Source organism: Plantibacter sp. PA-3-X8 (assembly GCF_003856975.1).
GTDB classification, from domain to species: Bacteria; Actinomycetota; Actinomycetes; order Actinomycetales; family Microbacteriaceae; genus Plantibacter; species Plantibacter auratus.
The window spans coordinates 2,400,167-2,420,936 of sequence record NZ_CP033107.1; the positions used below are offsets into that span (position 1 = coordinate 2,400,167).

Genomic DNA, 20,770 nt, shown 5'->3' on the forward strand with positions numbered 1-20,770 from the left:
CGGAGCTCCTGCTGTAGGGGGAGGGATGGAACGGCGTACGACGATGTCGCGTGCGGGAGAAGGGACTTGAACCCTCACGCTCGAAAGCACAGGAACCTAAATCCTGCGTGTCTGCCAATTCCACCACTCCCGCGGCCCGCTCAGTCTACGGGAGCGAGGTCGGGAACGTCCTGAGCTTCGGGGGAGGAACCATGGCCAGCGGAGCCCGGGTCGGCCCGTGTATGCTCGGCTCCATGCGAACGACGTGTGCAACGAGCTGGTGGCCCGCCTCCTAGGCGGACCGCGCACGTGCACACACGACGACTCGACCGCCTGACAGGGCGGTCGTTCTCGTTCGGAGGCCCTGTCGGATCGGTCCCAGCCTGAGGACACCACCATGACCACCCTGCTCCACCGCGTGCTGCACGCCGGCCCCGACTTCCCGTTCGCGGTGCTCCGCCGACACGGCAGCGACACCGTCGACCTCTACACGGGCGACGTCGTCGACGTCGAGTCGCTCGCCGACATCCCGCTCGGATCCGCCGGCGACGACCACCAGCCCGAGGTCCTCACCCTCGTGCCCTATCGCCAGGTGCGCGAGCGCGGCTTCGCGGCGATGGACGACGGCGCTCCGCTGCGCTGCCTCGTGGTGAGCGAGCGTGAGACGGTGACGCTCGACGAGGTGCTCGACCGACTCCCCGCCGACGCGGTCCCCCTGGTCGACGGCGGGTTCGACGTCTCCGACGAGGACTACGCGTCGATCGTGCGCCGCGTCATCGAGGATGAGATCGGACGCGGCGAGGGCGCCAACTTCGTCATCCGCCGCGAGTTCACCGCGACGACCGAGGTGCCGGCCGAGCGCGCCGTCCTCGCGTGGTTGCGCGCGCTCCTGTCGGGGGAGACCGGCGCCTACTGGACCTTCGCCGTGCACACGCCGGGCGTCTCGATGGCCGGTGCGACGCCCGAGCGCCACGTCGCGGTCGCCCGCGACGCGTCGACCGGTGAACGCACCGTCACCATGAACCCCATCAGCGGCACCTTCCGCCACCCGCGCTCCGGCGCGACCGGCGACGACTTCCGCGCGTTCCTCGGCGACGTCAAGGAGACGGAGGAGCTCTTCATGGTCGTCGACGAGGAGATGAAGATGATGAGCCGGGTGTGCGCCTCCGGTGGACGCATCCTCGGCCCCTACGTCAAGCAGATGTCGCGCCTCACCCACACCGAGTACCTGCTCGCCGGGACGAGCGAACTCGACGTCCGCGAGGTCCTGCGGTTGACGATGTTCGCACCGACGGTCACCGGCTCGCCCATGCAGAACGCGTGCTCGGTCATCGCCCGCCACGAGCGGAACGCGCGCGGCTACTACTCCGGCGTGCTCGCGCTGTTCACCCCGGTGGGCGACGGCGACTACGAACTCGACGCACCGATCCTCATCCGCACCGCCTACGTCGACGACGCCGGTCTCGTCCGCGTTCCTGCCGGTGCGACGCTCGTCCGTCACTCGGATCCCGAGTCGGAGGTCGCCGAGACGGCCGCGAAGGCGGCCGGCGTGTTGACCGCGCTCGGCGTCATGGCACCCGCCGAACTCGGCCCGACCGTCGACCTCGCGGCGGAACCCGGAGTGCAGGACGCGCTCCGAGCGCGGAACGAGCGGTTGGCGTCCTTCTGGTTGCAGCCGCAGCACCCGGCGCCCGTCGGTGCACTCTCAGGCCGTACCGCGGTCATCGTCGACGCCGAGGACGAGTTCACCGCGATGCTCGCCCACCAGCTGCGCCACTTCGGGATGACCGTCAGCGTGGAGCACTGGTCGGCGGTGACTGACGCACTCGTGGACGTCGACCTCCTCGTCGCCGGTCCGGGTCCAGGCGACCCGCTCGACCTCGCCGACCCCCGGGTCCGCCGGATGCACGAGATCGTATCCGCGCGTCTCGCCGCCGGAGCGCCGCTGCTCGCCGTCTGCCTGAGCCATCAGGTGCTGGCGATCCAGCTCGGGCTGCCGATCGAACGCCTCGACGCGCCACGACAGGGGCTGCAGCTCGACCTCGACCTCTTCGGTGAGCAGTCGCTGATCGGGTTCTACAACACCTTCACCGCACGGCTGGCGGGTGAGGCTCCGGTCGGTGGGGTCGAGATCGCCGCCGATGCGGCGTCCGGCGACGTGTTCGCGATGCGTGGTCGTGGGTTCGCGTCGGTCCAGGGGCACCTCGAGTCGGTGCTGTCGCGCGACGGGCTCCGGACCCTCGGCTCGCTCGCGGGCCACGCGCTCGCGGGGGTCGCATCAGGGCGATCGGCTGCCGCCGTCGGCTCCTGAGCGTCAGGCACTGCCTTGGTGGTCGGTGTTGCCGATCGCCCAGGCGACGGGCCGGGCTGAGCAGTCGGTCAGGCGTCCGCCTGGTCGAGCGTCGTGAACGGCGTGACGTCGGCCAGCTGCGGCCCGAGACCGATGTCGATGAGGCGGACGTCGCCGGCGTAGGCCGAGCCGGGCGGGATGAGGAGCCCGGCCTTCACCGCGCCGAAGGTGACCGTGACCTCCGCCGGGAGGACGGCACCCTCGGGGACGCTTCCCTCGTCGGGGTCGATGCCGCTCGGGACGTCCACGGCGACGACCGTCGGTCCGCCGGAGTTCTGCACGACTGGGAGGACCGCCTCGACGATCGCCTTCGGCGCACCGCGCAGGGTGGGGTTCCGGCTTGCCCCGATGCCGAACACGGCATCGACGACGATCGCGGCGCCCTTGGCCTCGTCGGCGGTGTCGTCCGGTTCGGCGGGGGAGTTCATGAGGAAGCGGACACCGGCCTCGACCGCCGCGGCGTAGCCCGCCTCGTGGGCGTGGTCACCCGTCCTGGCCACGACGAGGTCGAGCGGGACGTCGTCCGGACCGGTCGTGCCGGCGAGCTCCGCCGCCGCGAAGAGGGCATCACCGCCGTTGTCGCCTGAGCCGACGAGCAGCAGGATCTTCCAGACGTCGGGTGCCTCGCCCTCGAGGCCCTCAGCGCGATCGGCGAGGACCGTCCGCAGTTCTTCGGCGAGTCCGTGGGCGGCTCGCGCCATGAGTGGTTCCCCTGCGTCCAAGAGTGGTGCCTCTGCGGCTCGGACCTGGTCTGCGGTGTAGCCGTTGATCATGGCGCCCACTCTTCCGGCTCGGGTCGACCGCCGCAAGCGGTTGCGGCGCGGGACCAGCACCGGAATCACCTCTGGATCCTGGCGTGCGCCGGGGCTACCATGCCTGCATGTGCCGGAACATCCACACCCTCCACAATTTCGAGCCGGCGGCGACCGACGACGAGGTCGGGGCCGCGGCGCTCCAGTACGTGCGGAAGATCAGCGGGTCGACGAAGCCGTCCCAGGCGAACGCTGAGGCGTTCGATCGAGCGGTCGCGGAGATCGCCCACATCACCCGCCATCTGCTCGAAGACCTCGTGACGACCGCCCCGCCGAAGGATCGCGAGGTCGAGGCGCAGAAGGCGAAGGAGCGTTCGGCGAAGCGGTTCGCGACAGCTTGAGCGCGGCGGGTTGAGCGCGACCGCCGGTTCCACACCTGGTCAGGCGAGTTCGAGTCGGATGTCCGGGTGGCCGGCGAAGACCTCGAGGAGCAGGTCGAAGTAGGTCTTGCCGCGGCCGGCGTCGAGGTCGTCGAGCTGCGCGGTGATCCGAGCCGTGTCGAACGGTGTGCCCCGCTCGAGCTTCTCCTGTAACCAGGCGCGGGTGGCCGTGACGCCGAGTGCGGCGCGGCTCGCGTCGTGCTCCGTCCAGACGAAGTGCACGTCGTCGAGATCGCGGAGCGAGCCGATCCCGCCGTAGAGGACGTCGTCGAGGGCGTCGAGGCTCGGGCCGAGATCCCAGTCCTCGTCCTGCATCACCAGCTCGTTCATCACCGCGTAGAACGAGAAGATGTCGTGGATGCGGGAGCCGTCGATGCGGAAGGTGGTCGGCACGGTCCCCGAGCCTAGTGACCGGTCGGTGACGCGTCGAGCGGGGGTGCTGTGGATAACTTCTGCGGGGTGTGGCCGGTGTTCGTCAGGATGGCGGCATGGGGACAGCGGCGGAGATCATCACGGCGCGCGTGCGCGATCGGGTGCGTGAGGAGTTCGGGGAGCCGGGTCGGCGTGGGGGAGCGGGGCGGATCGCCCGCGAGGAGGTGCGTCGCTACAACGAGCGGGCGTTGAACGACACGACGCCGCTCATCGACGATGAGCACGGGATGACGAGCGAGGTGCTCGCCGCGGTGACGGGGTTCGGCGCGATCCAGCCGCTGCTCGACGATCCGAGTGTCGAGGAGATCTGGATCAACGAGCCGACCAAGGTGTTCGTCGCCCGCGGCGGGGTGTCAGAGCTGACGGACGTGGTCCTCGGCGAGGGCGACGTCCGCGATCTCGTGGAGCGGATGCTGCGCGCCACTGGACGACGGGTGGATCTCGCGAACCCGTTCGTCGACGCCTCGCTTCCGGACGGCTCGCGGTTGCACGTCGTCATCCCCGACGTCACGCGTCGGCACATGTCCATCAACGTCCGCAAGTTCTCCGCACGGATCCGTGATCTCGGTCAGCTGGTGGCCGCAGGGTCGATCAGCTATCAGGCCGCCGAGTTCCTGCGCGCGAGCATGACCGCGGGGGCGAACCTGCTCGTGTCGGGCGCGACGCAAGCCGGCAAGACCACGATGCTCGGCGCCCTCATCGCCTCATTGGACCCGGCCCTCCGCATCGTCACCGTCGAGGAGACCTTCGAGCTCGCGCCAGGCAACCGCGACGTCGTCGCGATGCAGTGCCGGCAGGCCAGCCTCGAGGGCACGGGAGAGATCACCCTCCGACGGCTCATCAAGGAGGCGCTTCGGATGCGGCCGGACCGCATCGTCGTCGGCGAGGTCCGGGAGGCGGAGAGCCTCGACCTCCTGATCGCCCTCAACAGCGGATTGCCCGGGCTCTGCAGTATCCACGCGAACTCCGCGCGCGACGCGATCGGCAAGCTCTGCACGCTGCCACTGCTGGCTGGCCGGAACATCGACTCGGGGTTCGTGCGCCCGGCCGTCGCATCATGTGTCGACCTCGTCGTGCACTGCGAGCTCGACCGATCCGGACGCCGACGGGTGGCGGAGATCATCGCGGTCGGCGGGAGAGGGGAGTCCCACACGATCGAGGCCTCCACCCTCTTCGAGCAGCGAGACGGAGAGCTCCGCGCCACCGGTCGCTTCCCGTTGAACGACGCCAAGTACCGTGCGGCCGGGATCTCGCTCGCCTCGATCCTCGCCGTCGGCGAGCGATGAGTCTCGTCGTCGGAGCGGTCCTCGCCGCAGGCCTCCTCCTCACCGTCGCACCCTGGTGGTGGCCGGACCCGGAGCCGCTGCGCGACACCCTGGAGCGGTGGAGGCCGGTCGCTGCGCTCCGTGAACTCCTGATCCTGGCCGGTCTGCCCGGTCGGTACTGGGCGGCCGCCATCGTGGTCTCCGTCCTCGCCGGTTTCGTCTCCGGCGCGGTGGTCCAGGCGCTCTGCCGTGTCCTGCCGTTGAGCGCCGTCGTCGCCGTCGCCGGTCTCATCGCCCCGGTGATCGTGCTCCGAGCCCGTGCCACCTCTCGACGTCGCCTGCAGCGGGGACTGTGGCCGGATGTCGTGGACCACCTGTTGTCCGCGATCCGGTCAGGGCTCTCGCTCCCGGATGCGGTGGCCGCGCTCGACACCGTCGGACCCGCACCGCTCCGCCCGGCGTTCGCCGCGTTCAGCGCCGACTACCGTGCTGCCGGCCGCTTCGCCGACGGCATCGACGACCTGAAGACCGCGCTCGCCGACCCGGTCGCCGACCGCATCCTCGAGACGGTGCGCATGGCCCGCGACGTGGGAGGCACGGAACTGCCGGCGGTGCTCCGAGCGCTGTCCGCGGGGCTCCGTGAGGAGTCGGCCATCCGAGCCGAGGCCGAGGCGCGACAGTCCTGGGTGGTGAACGCCGCCAGGCTGGGCGTCGCGGCACCCTGGGCGATCCTCCTGCTCCTGTCGTCCCGGCCGGAGGCCTCGGCCGCCTACAACTCCCGGGAGGGGGCGGTCCTGATCATCGCCGGCGTCGTGGTCTCCGCTCTCGCCTACCAGGCGATGCTCCGTGTCGGACGCCTCCAGCCCGAACGACGGTGGTTCCGGTGAGTGCAGACGGAGCGTGGGCCGTCAGCCTCGGAGCGATCCTCGGGGTCGGCCTTTGGGCGCTCGCGATGCTCCTGCCGGCACTCGGACGACCGCGGCTCGCGGACCGCATCGCCCCCTATGTCGCCGACCTCTCCAGCGACGCCCGCTCACAAGCCGCGCGCCGCTCGACCGACCCGCTACCGGTCCTCGGGACCCTGCTGGTCCCGGTCCTCCGCGCCGTTCGATGGTCGCTCGGCCTGGTCGGCGCCGATCAGGAACTCGTCATCCGTCGATTGGGTCAAGCCGGGGGACCGACGCTGGAGCGGTACCGACTGCTGCAACTCCTCTGGGGGCTCGGCGGCTTCGCGGTCGCCGCGGCGCTCGCCGTGTTCTCCTTCAGCAACGGTCGGCTCCCGCTCCCGTTCGCAGCACCGCTTCCCGCGGTCGGGGCGGTGGCCGGGATCGTCCTCCGCGACCAGCTGCTGGCGCTCGCCGCCAGTCGCCGCCTCGCGCGGATCGAAGAGGAGCTGCCGACGGTGCTCGAGTTCCTCAGTCTGAGTCTCGCGGCGGGCGAAGCGATCACGGACGCTATGGACCGCGTGGCGCGCATCGGGTCCAGCGGGGAGCTCGGCAGGGAGTTCCGCCGGGTGATGGCGGACGTCTCCACCGGTATCCCGTTCGCCGCCGCACTCCGGCAGTTCGAGGCACGACTCGCGATGCCGATGCTGTCGCGATGCGTCGACCAGATCCTCGGTGCGCTCGAACGCGGCACACCGGTCGCTGCCGTGCTCCTCGACCACGCACACGACGGACGCGACACCGCCAAGCGCCGTCTCCTCGAATCCGCCGGGAAGAAGGAGGTCGCGATGCTCGTGCCCCTCGTCTTCCTGATCCTGCCACTGTCCATCATCATCGCCGTGTTCCCCGGGGTATTCGTGCTCCGGACCGGCTTCTGACGAAAGGTTCCACATGTCCTCCCCCTCCTTCCTCGACCGCACGCTCAACCGGAGTCGTTCCCTCTTCACCGAGGAGCGCGGCGACGTCCCCGGCTGGGTCCTCATCACGCTCATGACGGCCGGGCTCGTCCTCCTCATCTGGGGTGTCGCCGGCCCGGCGCTCACGCAGGTGTTCGAACAGGCCATCGACCGTGTCTCCGGCATCTGAGCCCGAGATCGGCGGATGGCGGAAGAGGCTCGTGCGCGGCGAGGACGGATCAGCCGTCGCCGAGTTCGTGTTCGTCGGAGCGATCCTCACCGTCCTGATGATGTCCGTGGTCCAGCTCGCGCTCGCCCTCCACGTCCGGAACACGCTCATCGACGCGGCGGCGGAGGGTGCCCGGCTCGGCGCGTTGGCCGACACCGAACTGCTCGACGGCGCCGACCGAGCACGCCAGCTCATCGCCGTCGCCGTGGGGGAGGGCTACACGGGTGACGTCGGCGCCACGCTGGCCGATCATCGCGGAGCAAGCGTCGTCACCGTGACCGTCCGCGCACCGCTTCCGGTCGTGGGCTTGATCGGTCTGCCCGGCGTGTTGGAGGTGGAGGGTCATGCGGTCCTCGAGACACTCGAGTGATGAGCTGCGTCGCCGACCGACCGCGCTGGACGACGACGGTTCGGCCTCCCTCGAGTTCATCACCGTCGGTCTGGTCCTCCTCGTGCCGATCGTCTATCTCATCGTCGCGCTCGCCGAGGTGCAGGCCGCGGTGCTCGCGGCCGGCGGGGCCGCGGCGCAGGCGGCGAAACTCTACGCGCGGGCCGACGACGACGCCACGGGTCGCGAACGCGTCGAGGACTCGCTCGCACTCGCGCTCGACGATTTCGGGCTCGACCGGTCCCAGTCGTCCGTCACGCTCGACTGCGCACCAGCCGGCCTCCCGTGTGGGCAGCGCGGCGGTGCCGTCACGGTCACCGTCGACATCCTCGTCGTCCTGCCGCTGATGCCCGAGATCATCGGCGTGCAGGCCGCGGTCCCCGTGACCGGCGTCGCCACGGCACCGATCTCGCGGTTCGATGACCGATTCGGCGAGGCGGAGTGAGGGAGCCGGGCGGACGACGACATCTGGACGTCGGCGAGGAGGACGGGTCCACCATGCTCCTGACCATCGGATTCGCCGTGGTGGCGCTCGCCGTGGTCCTCGTCGGGAGCGCCGCCACGTCCCTGTACGTGGAGCACAAGCGGCTCCTCGACCTCGCCGACCGACTGGCAGTCACCGCTGCGGAGTCCTTCTCCATCGACGACGTCACGTTCCAGCCGGACGGGACCGTCCGCCCCGTCCTCGACGACGACTCGGTCCGTTCGAGTGCACGCGACGACCTCATCACCGGTGGTGCGGGTGCGCTCACCGGCGTCGAGATCGTCGCGGCGCGGACCCCGGACGGTCGGAGCGCGGAGGTCTCGCTGGCGTCGGACTGGCGGCCGCCGATGCTGACGCTGTTCGTCCCGCAGGGCCTCCGGATCGAGGCGACCGCGAGTGCTCGGAGTGTCTTCTGGTGACGGCGGACGGGCCCCCCGACGATCAGGGGAACGGGCGCGTGCCGCGGTCGATGAACCGGGGTATGAACCGGAAGAGGAGGAACGCTCCGATGAGCCCGACACCGCCGATGGTGCCGGCGGCGAGGGAGATCGACGCAGCCGCGGTGATCCCGGACATCGCCAGTGGAGCGGCGGCGGTGCCCGCGTCGCCCAGGAAGCGATAGGCGCCGAGGAACGGCGCGGGTCGGTCCGGTGGCGCGAGGTCGGAGCCGAGGGTCATGAGGATGCCGCTGCCGAGGCCGTTGGAGAGTGCCAGCACGAGGGCGACGGCGATGAACCAGACCCGCGCTTCATCGAGGTCGTGCGTGAAGGCCAGGACGATGAACCCGGAGCCCAGCCCGATCATCGACGGGACGGCGGTCCAGATCCGCCCCCAGCGGTCCATCACCTGACCGCTGGCGTAGAAGAGGGCGAACTCCACCGCGCCGACGACGCCGATGATGAGCGCCGTGTCCGTCTCCGAGACGCCGATGCTCACGGCCCACAGGGGGAGCAGGACTGCGCGGCAGGAGCGCAGGGCGCCGACGAGTGCGGCGGTCGTCCCCATCCTGGTGAGGACCGCGCCGTGCGCGCGGATCGAAGCGATGAGGCCGCTCGACTCCTCGGACGCGAGCTCCTCACCCCCGGTCCGCTCCTCGCCGTCGGCGGTGCGCGTCGACGGCGGTCGCCCGAACATCTCCGCCGGGTCGGGGAGGACGAGCAGGGTGATCGCGGAGCCAGCGCAGCAGATGACCATCACCCAGAACGCCGCCTGCGACGTCCCGGTGAGGTGGATGACGCCTGCGGCCAGGAACGGTCCGATGAACGTGCCGGCGCGGAAGACACCGCCGAGGGAGGAGAGCGCCCTCGCCCGGTACCGCATCGGCACGTACGTCGTCATGAACGCGTGCCGTGCCAGACCGAACACGGCGGTCGCGAGCCCGATACAGAAGATGCCCACGGCAAGGACGAACGGATTGGGGGAGATGGCAGCCGTCGCGACCCCGACGACCGCGAGCAGCGCCGCCCACATCATCGCGAAGCGTTCGCCGATCCGACTGACGATCCACCCTGACGGGACGTCGCCGACGAGTTCGCCGAGCATGATGAGTGAGGAGATGACGCCTGCGACGGCGAGCGTCGCCCCCAGGTTCCCGGCGACGGCCGGGATGATCGGGATGATGGCGCCTTCACCGATCGAGAACAACAGCGTGGGGAGGAAGACCGAGACGGCCACGGAGCGCAGCTGGAACGGGCGTTCGTCGGAAGTCATCCCCTCGATCGTACGCCCGCGGCCCTGCGCGGTAGGCTGAAGCCAAATGTTTGACTTGGACCTCTCCACACAGATCAGTACCCTCCGCTCGACCTTCGACGACATCCGCACCGTCGTCGACGTCGACCGTCTCGAAGCCGAGATCGCGACGCTGAGCGAGCAGGCGGGTGCCCAGGATCTCTGGGACGACACGACGAACGCGCAGAAGGTGACGAGCGCGCTCAGCCACCGTCAGTCCGAGCTCGCCCGCATCACCAGCATCGCGAACCGGCTCGACGACCTCGAGGTGCTCATCGAACTCGCGACCGACGCCCAGGACGAGGAGTCGGCCGACGAGGCCCGCCAGGAGCTCATCAGCCTGCAGAAGGTGCTCGGCGACCTCGAGGTGCAGACGCTGCTGAGCGGCGAGTACGACCCGCGCCCCGCCGTCGTCACCATCCGCGCCGGTGCCGGCGGTGTGGACGCCGCCGACTTCGCCGACATGCTGTTCCGCATGTACCTGCGGTGGGCCGAGCAGCACAAGTACCCGGTCACCGTCATGGATACGAGCTACGCGGAGGAGGCCGGCATCAAGTCGGCCACCTTCGAGGTCGACGCACCGTACGCCTTCGGCACGTTGAGCGTCGAAGCGGGCACGCACCGCCTGGTGCGCATGAGCCCCTTCGGTGCCGCCGGCAAGCGTCAGACGAGCTTCGCCGCCGTCGAGGTCATCCCGCTCATGGAGGAGACGGAGATCGTCGAGATCCCCGAATCGGACATCCGTGTCGACGTCTTCCGGTCCAGCGGCCCTGGTGGACAGTCGGTCAACACGACCGACTCCGCCGTTCGCATCACCCACCTGCCGACCGGCACGGTCGTCTCGATGCAGAACGAGAAGAGCCAGATCCAGAACCGCGCCGCGGCCATGCGCGTGCTCCAGTCGCGACTCCTCCTCATCCAGAAGGAGCAGGAGGCCGCGACGAAGAAGGAGCTGGCCGGCACCATCACGGCGAGCTGGGGCGACCAGATGCGCTCCTACGTGCTCGCGCCGTACCAGATGGTCAAGGACCTGCGGACGGAGCACGAGCAGGGGAACCCCGCAGCGGTGTTCGACGGCGATCTCGACGGGTTCATCGCGGCGGGCATCCGCTGGCGGTCCATGTCGAAGCCGGAGTAGCGCACCGCGGCATAGTGTTCGCCCAGCCCTCGTACAGGGTACGGATCGCGGGCGTGTCCTGCCCGTAATCGGCAGGTCGCTCCTTAAGCTCAAGGAGCCATGATTCGGTTTGATCACATCTCCAAGAAGTATCCGGGAACCTCGCGTCCCGCGCTCAACGACGTCGATTTCGAAATCCTCCGGGGAGAGTTCATCTTCCTCGTCGGTGCCTCGGGATCGGGGAAGTCGAGCTGCCTCCGCCTGATGCTCAAGGAGGACAAGCCGAGCAAGGGCAAGATCCATGTGCTCGGCCACGACCTCGGTTCCATCTCGAACCGCAAGGTGCCGTACTTCCGGCGCAGCCTCGGGGTCGTGTTCCAGGACTTCCGACTGCTGCCGAGCAAGACGGTCTACCAGAACGTCGCCTTCACCCTCCAGGTGATCGGCAAGTCGCGCGGCTTCGTCCAGGAGGCCGTCCCCGACGTCCTCAAGATGGTCGGACTCGACGGCAAGGCGCAGCGCCTGCCGCACGAGCTGTCCGGTGGTGAGCAGCAGCGCGTCGCCATCGCCCGCGCGATCGTCAACAAGCCGCAGATCCTGCTCGCCGACGAACCGACCGGTAACCTCGACCCCGCCACCAGCGCCGGCATCATGCAGTTGCTGGAGCGCATCAACGCCGGTGGGACGACGGTCGTCATGGCCACGCACGAGGCCGGCTTCGTCGACCAGATGCAGCGTCGTGTGATCGAGCTGCAGGACGGCCAGATCGTCCGTGACGAACGCCACGGTGGATACGGCACGACCGCGGCCATCCCGGGTCTCGTCAGAGGATCCTCCAAGGCTGCCGTCCCGTCGGCACAGACAGCTCCCGCAACGGCCTCGACCCCGGTCGCGCCCGCCGTCGAGACCTCCTCGGTTCCGGTGACGACCACGACGTCGTCCGTCGCTGCCAGCTCCGAGCCCACGACGAGTGCCGTGGCCGCAGCCGCGGTCGCCGCAACCGCGACCACGCCGACCGCTCCAGCCGCGCCGACCGCGCCCGCCGCGGTCTCGCGCAAGACCACGCCGCGGGCCGACACCGACGAGGTCGTCACCCGGGTGTCCGGCTCGACGCCGATCCAGGAATCGGCCGCGGCTTCCGTCGCCGAGCCTGAGACCCCGGCGACGCGGGCCGAGGAATCGACACCGGAAGCGCCCGAGGCCGAGCCGACGACGCCGGAAGCGGAGCCCGCCGTGCCACCGGCGGCTGCGGTCCCGGAGGTCGCGCCTCCGCAACGCCTGAGCAACGCCACGGGCCCCATCGGGCTCCCGGCACGCAACGAGATCGACCCGATCGAGGTCGAACACCTGTCGCTCGCCGAGCGACTCGGTCTGCGTGCCGCGGCGCGCGGCACTGAAGACGGAGAGCAGAACGTGGGGCCGACCAAGTGAGACTCGCTCTGATCTGGTCCGAGGTCTGGAACGGCCTGCGTCGCAACGTCTCGATGGTCGTCTCCGTCGTGCTCGTGACGTTCATCTCGCTCACCTTCGTCGGTACGGCCGTCCTGCTGCAGATGCAGATCGGCCAGATGAAGAACTACTGGTACGACCGCGCACAGGTCGCGATCTACCTCTGCACCGCCGACAGCGCGGGCGACACCTGCGCCGCCGGCGCCGCGACCGAGGAGCAGCGCGCTGCCGTCCAGAGCGCCTTGGAGTCGTCGACCCTCGCACCCTTCGTGGACAAGTTCTACTTCGAGGACCAGGCGCAGGCGTTCACGAACTTCCAAGAGCAGTTCAAGGGCAACGACATCGCACAGTTCGTCACGGCGGACCAGCTGCCCGAGACCTTCTGGGTGAACATGAAGGACGCCTCGCAGTCCGACGTGCTCGTCGAGGCGTTCTCCGGCGTCGCGGGCGTGGAGCAGGTGACGGATCAACGCCAGTACCTCGACCAGATCTTCTCGGTCCTGAACATCGCCAGTTACACGGCGATCGGGATCGCAGCACTCATGCTGGTCGCCGCAGCCCTGCTGATCGCGACGACCATCCGATTGTCGGCGTACTCGAGACGCCGGGAACTCGGCATCATGCGATTGGTGGGTGCATCGAACCGGTTCATCCAGACACCGTTCATCCTCGAGGGTGTGTTCGCCGCGCTCATCGGCTCCATCCTCGCGGCCGGGGCGGTGATCACCATCGTCCAGGTGTTCGTCCAGGGATACCTGGCGGACCGCATGCGGTACGTCAACTTCGTCGATCTCGGTGACGCCTTCGTGGTCCTCCCGATCCTGCTGCTCGTCGGCGTGCTGTTGGCGGCGATCTCGGCCAACTTCGCGATCTCGCGGTACCTCAAGGTCTAGCGGGGAGGCAGTGCGGCCACCGCACCGCTCGCTCTGCGTTAGACTGACAGGCTGCCGCGATCGCGGCCGGTCCGTTCCGATGGATCCGAACCAGAACGTCAGGAGTACACCGTGCCGAGGGAACGGGGCGAGAACGTCGTGGCCACGAACCGCAAGGCCCGCCACGACTACACGATCGAGGACACCTACGAGGCCGGCATGGTCTTGACGGGTACCGAGGTGAAGTCGCTGCGAGCCGGGCGGGCGTCGCTCGTCGACGGGTACGCCTTCATCGACCGCCGTGAGGCGTGGCTCGACGCGGTACACATCCCCGAGTACGGCCAGGGCACGTGGACGAACCACCCGCCGCGGCGCAAGCGCAAGCTGCTGCTGCACCGCGAGCAGATCGACAAGATCGCCCACAAGATCGCCCCCGGTGGTTTCACCCTCGTGCCGTTGAAGATCTACTTCAAGGACGGCAAGGCCAAGGTGGAGATCGCCGTGGCGAAGGGCAAGAAGGAATACGACAAGCGGCATGCCCTGCGCGAGAAGCAGGACACCCGTGAGGCCGCGCGTGCGATGGCCACCAGGAACCGTCTCGGCGAATAGGTGACAGGCGCCACCTCGGCGCGGTACACTTGAAAGCTGCACCGCAAGGTGCTCGTCCACCGCTCGCGGTGGATTGACAACTCGACAGCGTGTGACAACGACCCTCTTCGCCTCGTACTCCGAGGCGCTGAGTCCATGGGGATGATCGGTTTCGACATTGCCTGCGAAACTGCGAGAAGCGGGTCGAGGATGCAGGGTTATCTCGTTAACGATCTCTGCAAAACAACAAGTGCCAACTCTAAGCGCACTGACTTCGCCCTCGCTGCTTAAGCGAGCCCGATAGTCCGTCAGACCGAGCGTGTCCCCGTCTCGGATCCTGGCGTCATCTAGGGGACTTGCTGGATGACGGAGCCGCGACGTCATCCGGGACTTTTCTTCGGCTGGGCCCGTCGACCAAGATGCCCTTGTCAATGGTCGGGGCCGAGTAGAACGCATTAAGGGATACGCCCGTAGAAGGCGCAGAATCACAGCAGTGGACGGGGGTTCAATTCCCCCCATCTCCACTCCGGACGTTGTCACACGCTGCCGAGTCGACGACAGGCCCCCGCTTCGGCGGGGGCCTGTCGTCGTTCCTGGGGTCGGAGGGGTACCGACGGGCTGCTAACCTGGGAGTCCAGAGGCCGCCACCACCCGGGAGACCTGCATGGCGACAATCCTGCTTGTTTTTGCTGCGATCGCCGTCGCCACGCCCACACTCACTCGAGTGCTGTCGACGAAGGTCTTCTACTTCATCGCGTGTATGCCCGCGGCGGCATTCGTCTGGACGCTCTTCCAAACCGGCACGGTCACGGCCGGCGGCACGGTCGTCGAGACGATCGAGTGGATCCCGCAACTGAGCATCGCGCTCTCGTTCCGGATGGACACGCTCGCCTGGCTGCTGTCCCTCGTGGTCACCGGCGTCGGTGCTCTCGTATTGCTCTACTGCGGCCGCTACTTCTCCTCGACCGAGCCCGGCCTCGGTCGCTTCGCCGCGCTCCTCTTCGCCTTCGCCGGCACGATGTTCGGTCTCGTGACCGCCGACGACATCATCGTCATGTTCATGTTCTGGGAGATCACGAGTGTGCTCTCCTACCTGCTCATCGGGCACTACACCGATCGCAAGGAGAGTCGCGGTGCCGCGCTCCAGGCGCTCCTGGTGACGACCTTCGGCGGGCTCGTCATGCTCGTGGGCGTCATCATGATCTCCGTGCAGGCGCAGAGCACCTCGCTCGCCTCGATCGTCGAGCAGGGTCTGACCGGCCCCGCGACCACCGTCGCCATCCTCCTCATCCTCGTCGGCGCGATCTCGAAGTCGGCGCTCGTGCCGTTCCACTTCTGGCTGCCGGCCGCGATGGCCGCACCGACGCCCGTGAGCGCATACCTGCACGCTGCGGCGATGGTGAAGGCCGGGATCTACCTCGTCGCGAGACTCGCTCCCGGTTACGCCGACACCCCGGGTTGGGACGCGATGCTCGTCGGCCTGGGTGTCCTCACCATGGTCGCCGGTGCCTGGCGGTCGCTGCGTCAGTACGACCTCAAGCTGGTCCTGGCCTACGGGACGGTGAGCCAACTCGGATTCCTCATGGTCATCTCGGGGTACGGCACCCGTGATTCGGCCCTGGCCGCCGTCGCGCTCCTGCTTGCTCACGCCATCTACAAGGCGGCACTCTTCCTCGTCGTCGGCATCATCGACCACCGCGCTGGGACGCGTGACTGGAGGCACCTCTCCGGTCTCGGGCGTCAGACGCCGGTGCTCGCCGTCATCGCGGCGATCGCGGTCGCGTCGATGGCCGGCATCCCACCGCTCTTCGGGTTCGTCGCGAAGGAGGCCGTCTTCACCTCGCTGCTGGAGGGCGCGCTCGAGGGTGACGTGTGGGGTTGGGTCGCGATCATCGGGACCGCCGTCGGGTCCGTGTTGACCGTCGCGTACAGCGCCCGGTTCCTCTGGGGTGCCTTCGGAGACCGGCGCGGCGCCGCGCCGACCGAACTGCATGCCGAATCCGGAACGATCATGATCGCGCCGGGCATCCTCGCCGTCGCGACCATCGCTCTCGGCTTCGCGACGAAGCCCATCGATACGGTGCTCGCGCCCTACGCGGACTCCGTGGGGGAGGGCGACTACCACCTCGCGCTCTGGCACGGCCTCGAGCCGGCGCTCGGCATCTCGGCCGTCGTCGTGCTGCTCGGTCTGCTGCTCTTCCGCTGGAGGCTCCCGGTCGCGCGTCTGCAGGACCGCCTGCCACCCCTCATCGACTCCTCGAAGGGGTACTGGGCGGCGACCCAGGGCATCGACCGGCTCTCCGCGAAGGTTACCCTGTTCGCCCAGCGCGGCGGGCTCGTCCAGTACCTGTCCACCATCCTCGTGGTCTTCGTCCTGACCCTCGGCACGATCGCCCTCCTCGGGCGCGCCTGGCCGAGTGAGATCCGGCTGTGGGACTACCCCGCCCAGGTGGCCATCGCCTTCATCATGGCGACCGCGGCGATCGCGGCCGCCCGGGCGAAGCAGCGCATGGCCGCCGTGCTGCTCGTCGGCGTCACCGGGTTCGGGCTCGTCGCGCTGTTCGCCCTGCACGGCGCTCCCGACCTCGCGCTGACCCAGGCCCTCGTCGAGACGATCACGATCGTGGTGTTCGTCCTCGTGCTCCGCCGACTCCCGGCCAAGATCGCCCAGCGCAACGCCCCGGTCCACCGCGTCCGTCGGGTCGTCATCGGCACGCTGACCGGCCTGGTCATGGGGCTCATCGGGATCATCGCCCTCGGCGCCCGACAGGCCGAGAGCATTGCGACCGAGCTGCCCAGGCTCGCCGTCGAGGAGGGCCACGGCAAGAACATCGTCAACGTGATGCTCGTCGACATCCGGGCCTGGGACACCATGGGCGAGATCTCCGTGCTCGTCGTGGTGGCCACCGGCATCGCGAGCCTGCTCTTCGTCTCACAGCGGGGCGCCGAGGTCCCGCGCCTCAGCGGTGCGCGGCGTCGACGGATCCCGGGCCTCCGATCCCAGGTCGTGTCAGACCCCCACCTCGCGGACAGCGAGATGGAAGCACCTCGCGACGCGGTGGGGCGGCACTCATGGCTCATCGGTGGCCGGGCGATCGCCGAGGCGAACCGTTCGATCCTCCTCGAAGTCCTCGTGCGGCTCCTCTTCCACCCGGCGATCGTCGTCTCCGTCTTCCTGCTCTTCGTCGGCCACAACGAGCCGGGTGGTGGCTTCGCCGGCGGTCTGCTCGCCGGCCTCGCGCTTGTGATGCGGTATCTCGCCGGCGGACGCTACGAGCTCGGCGAAGCCGTGCCGATCGATGCGGGCAAGGTGCTCGGCGTCGGACTGCTGCTCGCGGTGGGGACGGCCGTCGGTTCCCTGTTCTTCGGCGGTGAGGCGCTCCAGTCCGCGTACTTCTCGGCCGACGTCCCGATCCTCGGACACCTCTCGTTCGGCACGTCCAGCATCTTCGACATCGGCGTCTACCTCGTCGTCGTCGGACTGGCGCTCGACATCCTGCGCAGCCTCGGGGCCGAAGTCGACCGTCAACAGGAGGAAGCCGACATCGACGAGCAGAGTACGGACGAGTTCTCGGCGAGTGAGGCCGAGCAATGAGCGCCTCACTGACCCTCGTCGTCCTGATGGCCGTCATGTACGGCACCGGGGTGTACGTCATGCTCGAGCGGAGCCTCACCAGGTTCCTCATCGGGTTCGTGCTCGTCGGCAACGCGACGAACCTCCTCATCCTGATCATGAGCGGCCCGAGCGGCACCGCACCGCTCGTCACGGGCACCGCCTCCGACGACCGCATGGTCGATCCGGTGCCGCAGGTGCTCATGCTCACGGCCATCGTCATCAACTTCGGTGTGACCGCCTTCATCCTGGCGCTCATCTACCGGACCTGGTGGTTGGCACAGCTCGGCGACGAGGGTGACACCCTCAGCGATGAGCACGCCGACGACACCGAGGCGGCGACGGAGGCGGTCTTCAACCAGGTCGACCTGGACGACGAGGCCATCCAACGGGTCCTCGACGAGAGCAACGAGCACGGCGACGACAGTCACACGACCAGGAAGGGGGCAGGCGAATGAACGCACTCGTCCCGCTCGTGGTCATGATCCCGCTGATCGGCTCGGCGATCGCGCTCATGTTCCGCAACCGCCGCAAGACGCAGGTGGCGATCAGCGTCGTCGCGCTCACCGCGGTGACCGTGATCAGCGCGATCCTGCTCGCGGCAGTCGACCAGAGCGGCACGATCGTCGTGGAGCTGGGCGGCTGGTCCCCGCCGTGGGGCATCGTGCTCGTCGTCGACCGGCTGTCGGCGATCATGCTGCTCGTCGCGGCCCTGATGCTGCTGGGCGTCCTCATCTTCGCCATCGGTCAGGGCATCGTCGACGGCGACCGCGAGACGCCGGTGTCGATCTTCCACCCGACCTACCTGGTCCTGGCGGCCGGGCTGTTCGACGCCTTCGTCGCGGGCGACCTCTTCAACATGTACGTCGGCTTCGAGATGCTCCTCGCCTCCAGCTACGTGCTCCTCACCCTGGGCGGCACCGGAGCACGGATCCGCGCCGGCGTCACCTACATCGTCATCAGCCTCATGTCGTCGCTGCTCTTCGTCGCCGCGATCGCCCTCATCTACGGCGCGACGGGCACGGTGACGATCGCCCTTGTGGCAGACCGCGTGCGCGACCTGCCGATGGAGGTGCAGGCGATCCTCTGCGCCGCACTGCTGCTCGGGTTCGCGGTGAAGGCGGCGGTGTTCCCGCTGTCGTTCTGGCTGCCCGACTCCTACCCGACCGCGCCGGCGCCGGTCACGGCGGTCTTCGCCGGCCTGCTGACGAAGGTCGGTGTGTACGCGATCATCCGGACCGACACGCTCATCTTCAAGGACGTGCCGCTGGCGACACCGTTGATGGTCATCGCCTTCCTGACCCTGCTCATCGGCATCTTCGGCGCGGTCGCCCAGGCCGACATCAAACGACTGTTGTCGTTCACTCTGGTGAGCCATATCGGCTACATGATCTTCGGCATCGCCGTCGGCGGGGTCGCCGGTACCGCCGCGACGATCTACTACATCGTCCACCACATCGTCGTCCAGACCACGCTGTTCCTCACCACCGGTCTCGTCGAGCGGATCGGCGGGACGACCTCCATCTCCCGCCTCGGCGGGATCCTGAAGGCCTCGCCGATCGTCGGCGTGCTCTTCTTCATCGGAGCGATGAACCTCGGCGGCATCCCGCCGTTCTCGGGCTTCCTCGGCAAGATCGGGCTGTTCCAGGCGGGTGTCGCCCTGGGCGACCCGCTGTCGTACATCCTCATCGCCGCCGGAGCCGCGACCTCGCTCCTGACCCTGTACGCCCTGGCGCGCGTGTGGAACATGGGCTTCTGGCGTGGGAAGGACGAGGTCGCCGGATACTCCTCGCCGTTGCTCGACCAGCTCGCGGAGAGCCCCGAGGACTCGGGGTCGGTCGACACCAAGACCATCTCGCGCCCGATGATCGGTGCCACGACCGGCATGGTCGCGTTGACCCTCGCCCTGACGGTCTTCGCGGGGCCGCTCTTCGGACTGGCCACGCGGGCCGCTGAGAACATCGAGGACCCGGACAACTACATCACCGCGGTCTTCCCCGACGGAACGGAGCACCTGAAGTAATGCAACCGTCACGTCGTCGCGCACTGTTCAGCCAGGCCCTCCTCCTGGCCGGACTCATCCTGCTCTGGTGTCTCCTCTGGGGGATGTTCGACCTGCTCACCCTCGTGACCGGCCTCGGGGTCGCGTTGCTGGTGTCGTTCCTGTTCTACCTGCCGGCCGTCGAGCTGAGCGGCCGCATCAACCTCTGGTGGACCGCGATCTTCCTGGGCAAGCTCCTCGTCGACATCGTGCGGGCGAGTGCGGAGATCGCGTGGCTCGTCCTCAAGCCGAGGTTCCGTTCCAGTAACGCGGTGATCGCGGTCCGTCTGCGGACGACCTCCGACCTCATCATGAGCTGGACGGCGGAGGCGGTCTCGATCGTCCCCGGCTCGATCGTGGTCGACCTCGACCGCACGGCGTCGACGCTCTACCTGCACGCGTTGAACGTGCATGACGACGCCGACATCGACGAGGTCGTCGCCGAAGTCCTCGGAACGGAGCGACGGCTCATCCTCGCGATCGGTTCGCGCTCCGAGGCCGACGCCCTCCGCCACGACCATGACCACGTCTCGATCGGAAGGGGGCAGTGATGCTCGTCGTGATCATCATCGTCTCCGTGCTGTTCGGTGCCGCGGCCCTCGCAGCGGTCTACCGGATCATCCGCGGGCCGAGCCTCCTCGACCGCGTGATCGCCTCCGACGTGCTCGTCGCCACCGTCATGTGCGCGATCGGGGCCGAGATGGCGATCAACCGTCACACGGACGGCCTGCCGGTCCTCCTGGCGCTCGCGATGTTCGCGATCGTCGGCTCGGTCAGCGTCGCGCGCTTCATGTCGAAGCAGGACGACGCATGACCGGCGAGCTGATCCGCGACATCGTCACCGGTGCCCTCGTGCTCGTCGGGGCGATCATGTGCTTCGCCGCCGGCGTCGGCCTCCTGCGCTTCCCCGACGTGTTGTCCCGCCTGCACGCGGCGACCAAGCCGCAGATCCTCGGGCTCATCGCGATCATGGCGGACGTCGCCGTCTCGAGCCCGACGGTCGGGACAATCACGATCGCGATCGCGATCATCGTGTTCCAGAGCCTCACCGCGCCGATCTCCGCGCACATGGTCGCCCGGGCGGCGTACCGGAGCGGCAACTTCGACGCGGCCGTCCTCGTCCGCGACGAGCTCGCGGGACGCGAAGAACTCGGCGAGGAACGACATCCCGGCCACACGCCCGAATAGCGGCACAATGTCCCC

At 68.7% G+C, this 20,770-nt stretch carries 22 protein-coding genes, 1 tRNA gene and 1 other RNA gene; 20 read left to right on the top strand and 4 right to left on the bottom strand.

Annotation, left to right across the window (positions count from 1 at the left end; all coding sequences use genetic code 11):
• Window positions 1-51 precede the first annotated feature (51 nt).
• A tRNA-Leu gene (locus tag EAO79_RS11365) sits at window positions 52-133 on the bottom strand.
• Window positions 134-376: 243 nt separating this feature from the next.
• On the opposite strand from EAO79_RS11365, the gene EAO79_RS11370 reads away from it, so the two are divergent.
• Complete coding sequence (locus EAO79_RS11370) at window positions 377-2,290, top strand: anthranilate synthase family protein (protein ID WP_124769039.1); 1,914 nt, start codon at window positions 377-379, stop codon at window positions 2,288-2,290.
• Window positions 2,291-2,358: 68 nt separating this feature from the next.
• On the opposite strand, the gene EAO79_RS11375 is transcribed toward EAO79_RS11370, so the two are convergent.
• Entirely contained in the window at window positions 2,359-3,102 is a 744-nt protein-coding gene (locus tag EAO79_RS11375; RefSeq protein WP_124769040.1) for an NAD(P)H-hydrate epimerase, read from the bottom strand.
• Between the two features lie 107 nt (window positions 3,103-3,209).
• Between EAO79_RS11375 and EAO79_RS11380 the strand changes: the two genes are divergently transcribed.
• Window positions 3,210-3,482, top strand: a complete 273-nt coding sequence (locus EAO79_RS11380) for a DUF2277 domain-containing protein (RefSeq protein ID WP_086473621.1) — start codon at window positions 3,210-3,212, stop codon at window positions 3,480-3,482.
• Window positions 3,483-3,521: 39 nt separating this feature from the next.
• Here EAO79_RS11380 and EAO79_RS11385 read toward each other — a convergent pair whose 3' ends face one another.
• A complete protein-coding gene (locus EAO79_RS11385) occupies window positions 3,522-3,914 on the bottom strand; it encodes a ribonuclease inhibitor (RefSeq protein WP_241160858.1) in 393 nt (130 codons plus the stop codon).
• Window positions 3,915-4,009: 95 nt separating this feature from the next.
• On the opposite strand from EAO79_RS11385, the gene EAO79_RS11390 reads away from it, so the two are divergent.
• Genes EAO79_RS11390 through EAO79_RS11420 form a run of 7 tightly spaced genes read left to right on the top strand, consistent with a single transcriptional unit; the run spans window position 4,010 to window position 8,578 of the window.
• Window positions 4,010-5,239: a CpaF family protein gene (locus EAO79_RS11390; RefSeq protein ID WP_124769041.1), complete on the top strand. Its 1,230-nt coding sequence runs from the start codon at window positions 4,010-4,012 to the stop codon at window positions 5,237-5,239.
• Window positions 5,236-6,105 (top strand): type II secretion system F family protein, encoded by an 870-nt coding sequence (locus EAO79_RS11395; protein ID WP_124769042.1) that lies wholly within the window; start codon window positions 5,236-5,238, stop codon window positions 6,103-6,105. The genes EAO79_RS11390 and EAO79_RS11395 overlap by 4 nt, the downstream gene beginning before the upstream one ends.
• Window positions 6,102-7,040, top strand: a complete 939-nt coding sequence (locus EAO79_RS11400; RefSeq protein ID WP_124769043.1) for a type II secretion system F family protein — start codon at window positions 6,102-6,104, stop codon at window positions 7,038-7,040. Before EAO79_RS11395 ends, EAO79_RS11400 begins: the two co-directional genes overlap by 4 nt.
• A 13-nt stretch (window positions 7,041-7,053) precedes the next feature.
• Window positions 7,054-7,248: a hypothetical protein gene (locus tag EAO79_RS11405; protein WP_124769044.1), complete on the top strand. Its 195-nt coding sequence runs from the start codon at window positions 7,054-7,056 to the stop codon at window positions 7,246-7,248.
• Window positions 7,232-7,657 carry a TadE/TadG family type IV pilus assembly protein gene (locus tag EAO79_RS11410; protein WP_241160859.1) on the top strand — a complete coding sequence of 142 codons (426 nt, stop codon included), beginning with the start codon at window positions 7,232-7,234 and terminating at the stop codon, window positions 7,655-7,657. The genes EAO79_RS11405 and EAO79_RS11410 overlap by 17 nt, the downstream gene beginning before the upstream one ends.
• Window positions 7,632-8,120, top strand: a complete 489-nt coding sequence (locus EAO79_RS11415; RefSeq protein WP_124769046.1) for a TadE family protein — start codon at window positions 7,632-7,634, stop codon at window positions 8,118-8,120. Before EAO79_RS11410 ends, EAO79_RS11415 begins: the two co-directional genes overlap by 26 nt.
• Window positions 8,121-8,173: 53 nt before the next feature.
• Window positions 8,174-8,578, top strand: a complete 405-nt coding sequence (locus EAO79_RS11420; RefSeq protein ID WP_124769047.1) for a hypothetical protein — start codon at window positions 8,174-8,176, stop codon at window positions 8,576-8,578.
• A gap of 22 nt (window positions 8,579-8,600) precedes the next feature.
• Here the strand turns inward: EAO79_RS11420 and EAO79_RS11425 are convergent, their stop codons facing one another.
• Entirely contained in the window at window positions 8,601-9,869 is a 1,269-nt protein-coding gene (locus EAO79_RS11425) for an MFS transporter (protein ID WP_124769048.1), read from the bottom strand.
• A gap of 46 nt (window positions 9,870-9,915) precedes the next feature.
• Here EAO79_RS11425 and prfB point away from each other — a divergent pair, with 46 nt between their 5' ends.
• The 11 genes from prfB to mnhG all read left to right on the top strand — a co-directional run bounded on the left by prfB (window position 9,916) and on the right by mnhG (window position 20,755).
• Complete coding sequence (prfB, locus tag EAO79_RS11430; RefSeq protein WP_124769049.1) at window positions 9,916-11,025, top strand: peptide chain release factor 2; 1,110 nt, start codon at window positions 9,916-9,918, stop codon at window positions 11,023-11,025.
• Window positions 11,026-11,124: 99 nt separating this feature from the next.
• Complete coding sequence (gene ftsE / locus EAO79_RS11435) at window positions 11,125-12,435, top strand: cell division ATP-binding protein FtsE (RefSeq protein WP_124769050.1); 1,311 nt, start codon at window positions 11,125-11,127, stop codon at window positions 12,433-12,435.
• Window positions 12,432-13,346 carry a permease-like cell division protein FtsX gene (gene ftsX / locus EAO79_RS11440; protein WP_064296231.1) on the top strand — a complete coding sequence of 305 codons (915 nt, stop codon included), beginning with the start codon at window positions 12,432-12,434 and terminating at the stop codon, window positions 13,344-13,346. Before ftsE ends, ftsX begins: the two co-directional genes overlap by 4 nt.
• A gap of 111 nt (window positions 13,347-13,457) precedes the next feature.
• Window positions 13,458-13,934 carry an SsrA-binding protein SmpB gene (gene smpB, locus EAO79_RS11445; protein ID WP_056007115.1) on the top strand — a complete coding sequence of 159 codons (477 nt, stop codon included), beginning with the start codon at window positions 13,458-13,460 and terminating at the stop codon, window positions 13,932-13,934.
• A gap of 137 nt (window positions 13,935-14,071) precedes the next feature.
• Window positions 14,072-14,440, top strand: a transfer-messenger RNA (tmRNA) gene (ssrA, locus tag EAO79_RS11450).
• 137 nt (window positions 14,441-14,577) lie between these two features.
• Window positions 14,578-17,508 carry a Na+/H+ antiporter subunit A gene (locus EAO79_RS11455; protein WP_124769051.1) on the top strand — a complete coding sequence of 977 codons (2,931 nt, stop codon included), beginning with the start codon at window positions 14,578-14,580 and terminating at the stop codon, window positions 17,506-17,508.
• Window positions 17,505-17,984, top strand: a complete 480-nt coding sequence (locus tag EAO79_RS11460) for an NADH-quinone oxidoreductase subunit K (protein WP_079705596.1) — start codon at window positions 17,505-17,507, stop codon at window positions 17,982-17,984. The genes EAO79_RS11455 and EAO79_RS11460 overlap by 4 nt, the downstream gene beginning before the upstream one ends.
• A complete protein-coding gene (locus tag EAO79_RS11465; RefSeq protein WP_079705597.1) occupies window positions 17,981-19,549 on the top strand; it encodes a Na+/H+ antiporter subunit D in 1,569 nt (522 codons plus the stop codon). Before EAO79_RS11460 ends, EAO79_RS11465 begins: the two co-directional genes overlap by 4 nt.
• Entirely contained in the window at window positions 19,549-20,118 is a 570-nt protein-coding gene (locus EAO79_RS11470; RefSeq protein WP_124769052.1) for a Na+/H+ antiporter subunit E, read from the top strand. The genes EAO79_RS11465 and EAO79_RS11470 overlap by 1 nt, the downstream gene beginning before the upstream one ends.
• A complete protein-coding gene (locus EAO79_RS11475; protein WP_064296237.1) occupies window positions 20,118-20,381 on the top strand; it encodes a monovalent cation/H+ antiporter complex subunit F in 264 nt (87 codons plus the stop codon). The genes EAO79_RS11470 and EAO79_RS11475 overlap by 1 nt, the downstream gene beginning before the upstream one ends.
• Complete coding sequence (mnhG, locus tag EAO79_RS11480) at window positions 20,378-20,755, top strand: monovalent cation/H(+) antiporter subunit G (protein ID WP_085510575.1); 378 nt, start codon at window positions 20,378-20,380, stop codon at window positions 20,753-20,755. The genes EAO79_RS11475 and mnhG overlap by 4 nt, the downstream gene beginning before the upstream one ends.
• Window positions 20,756-20,770: the final 15 nt, after the last annotated feature.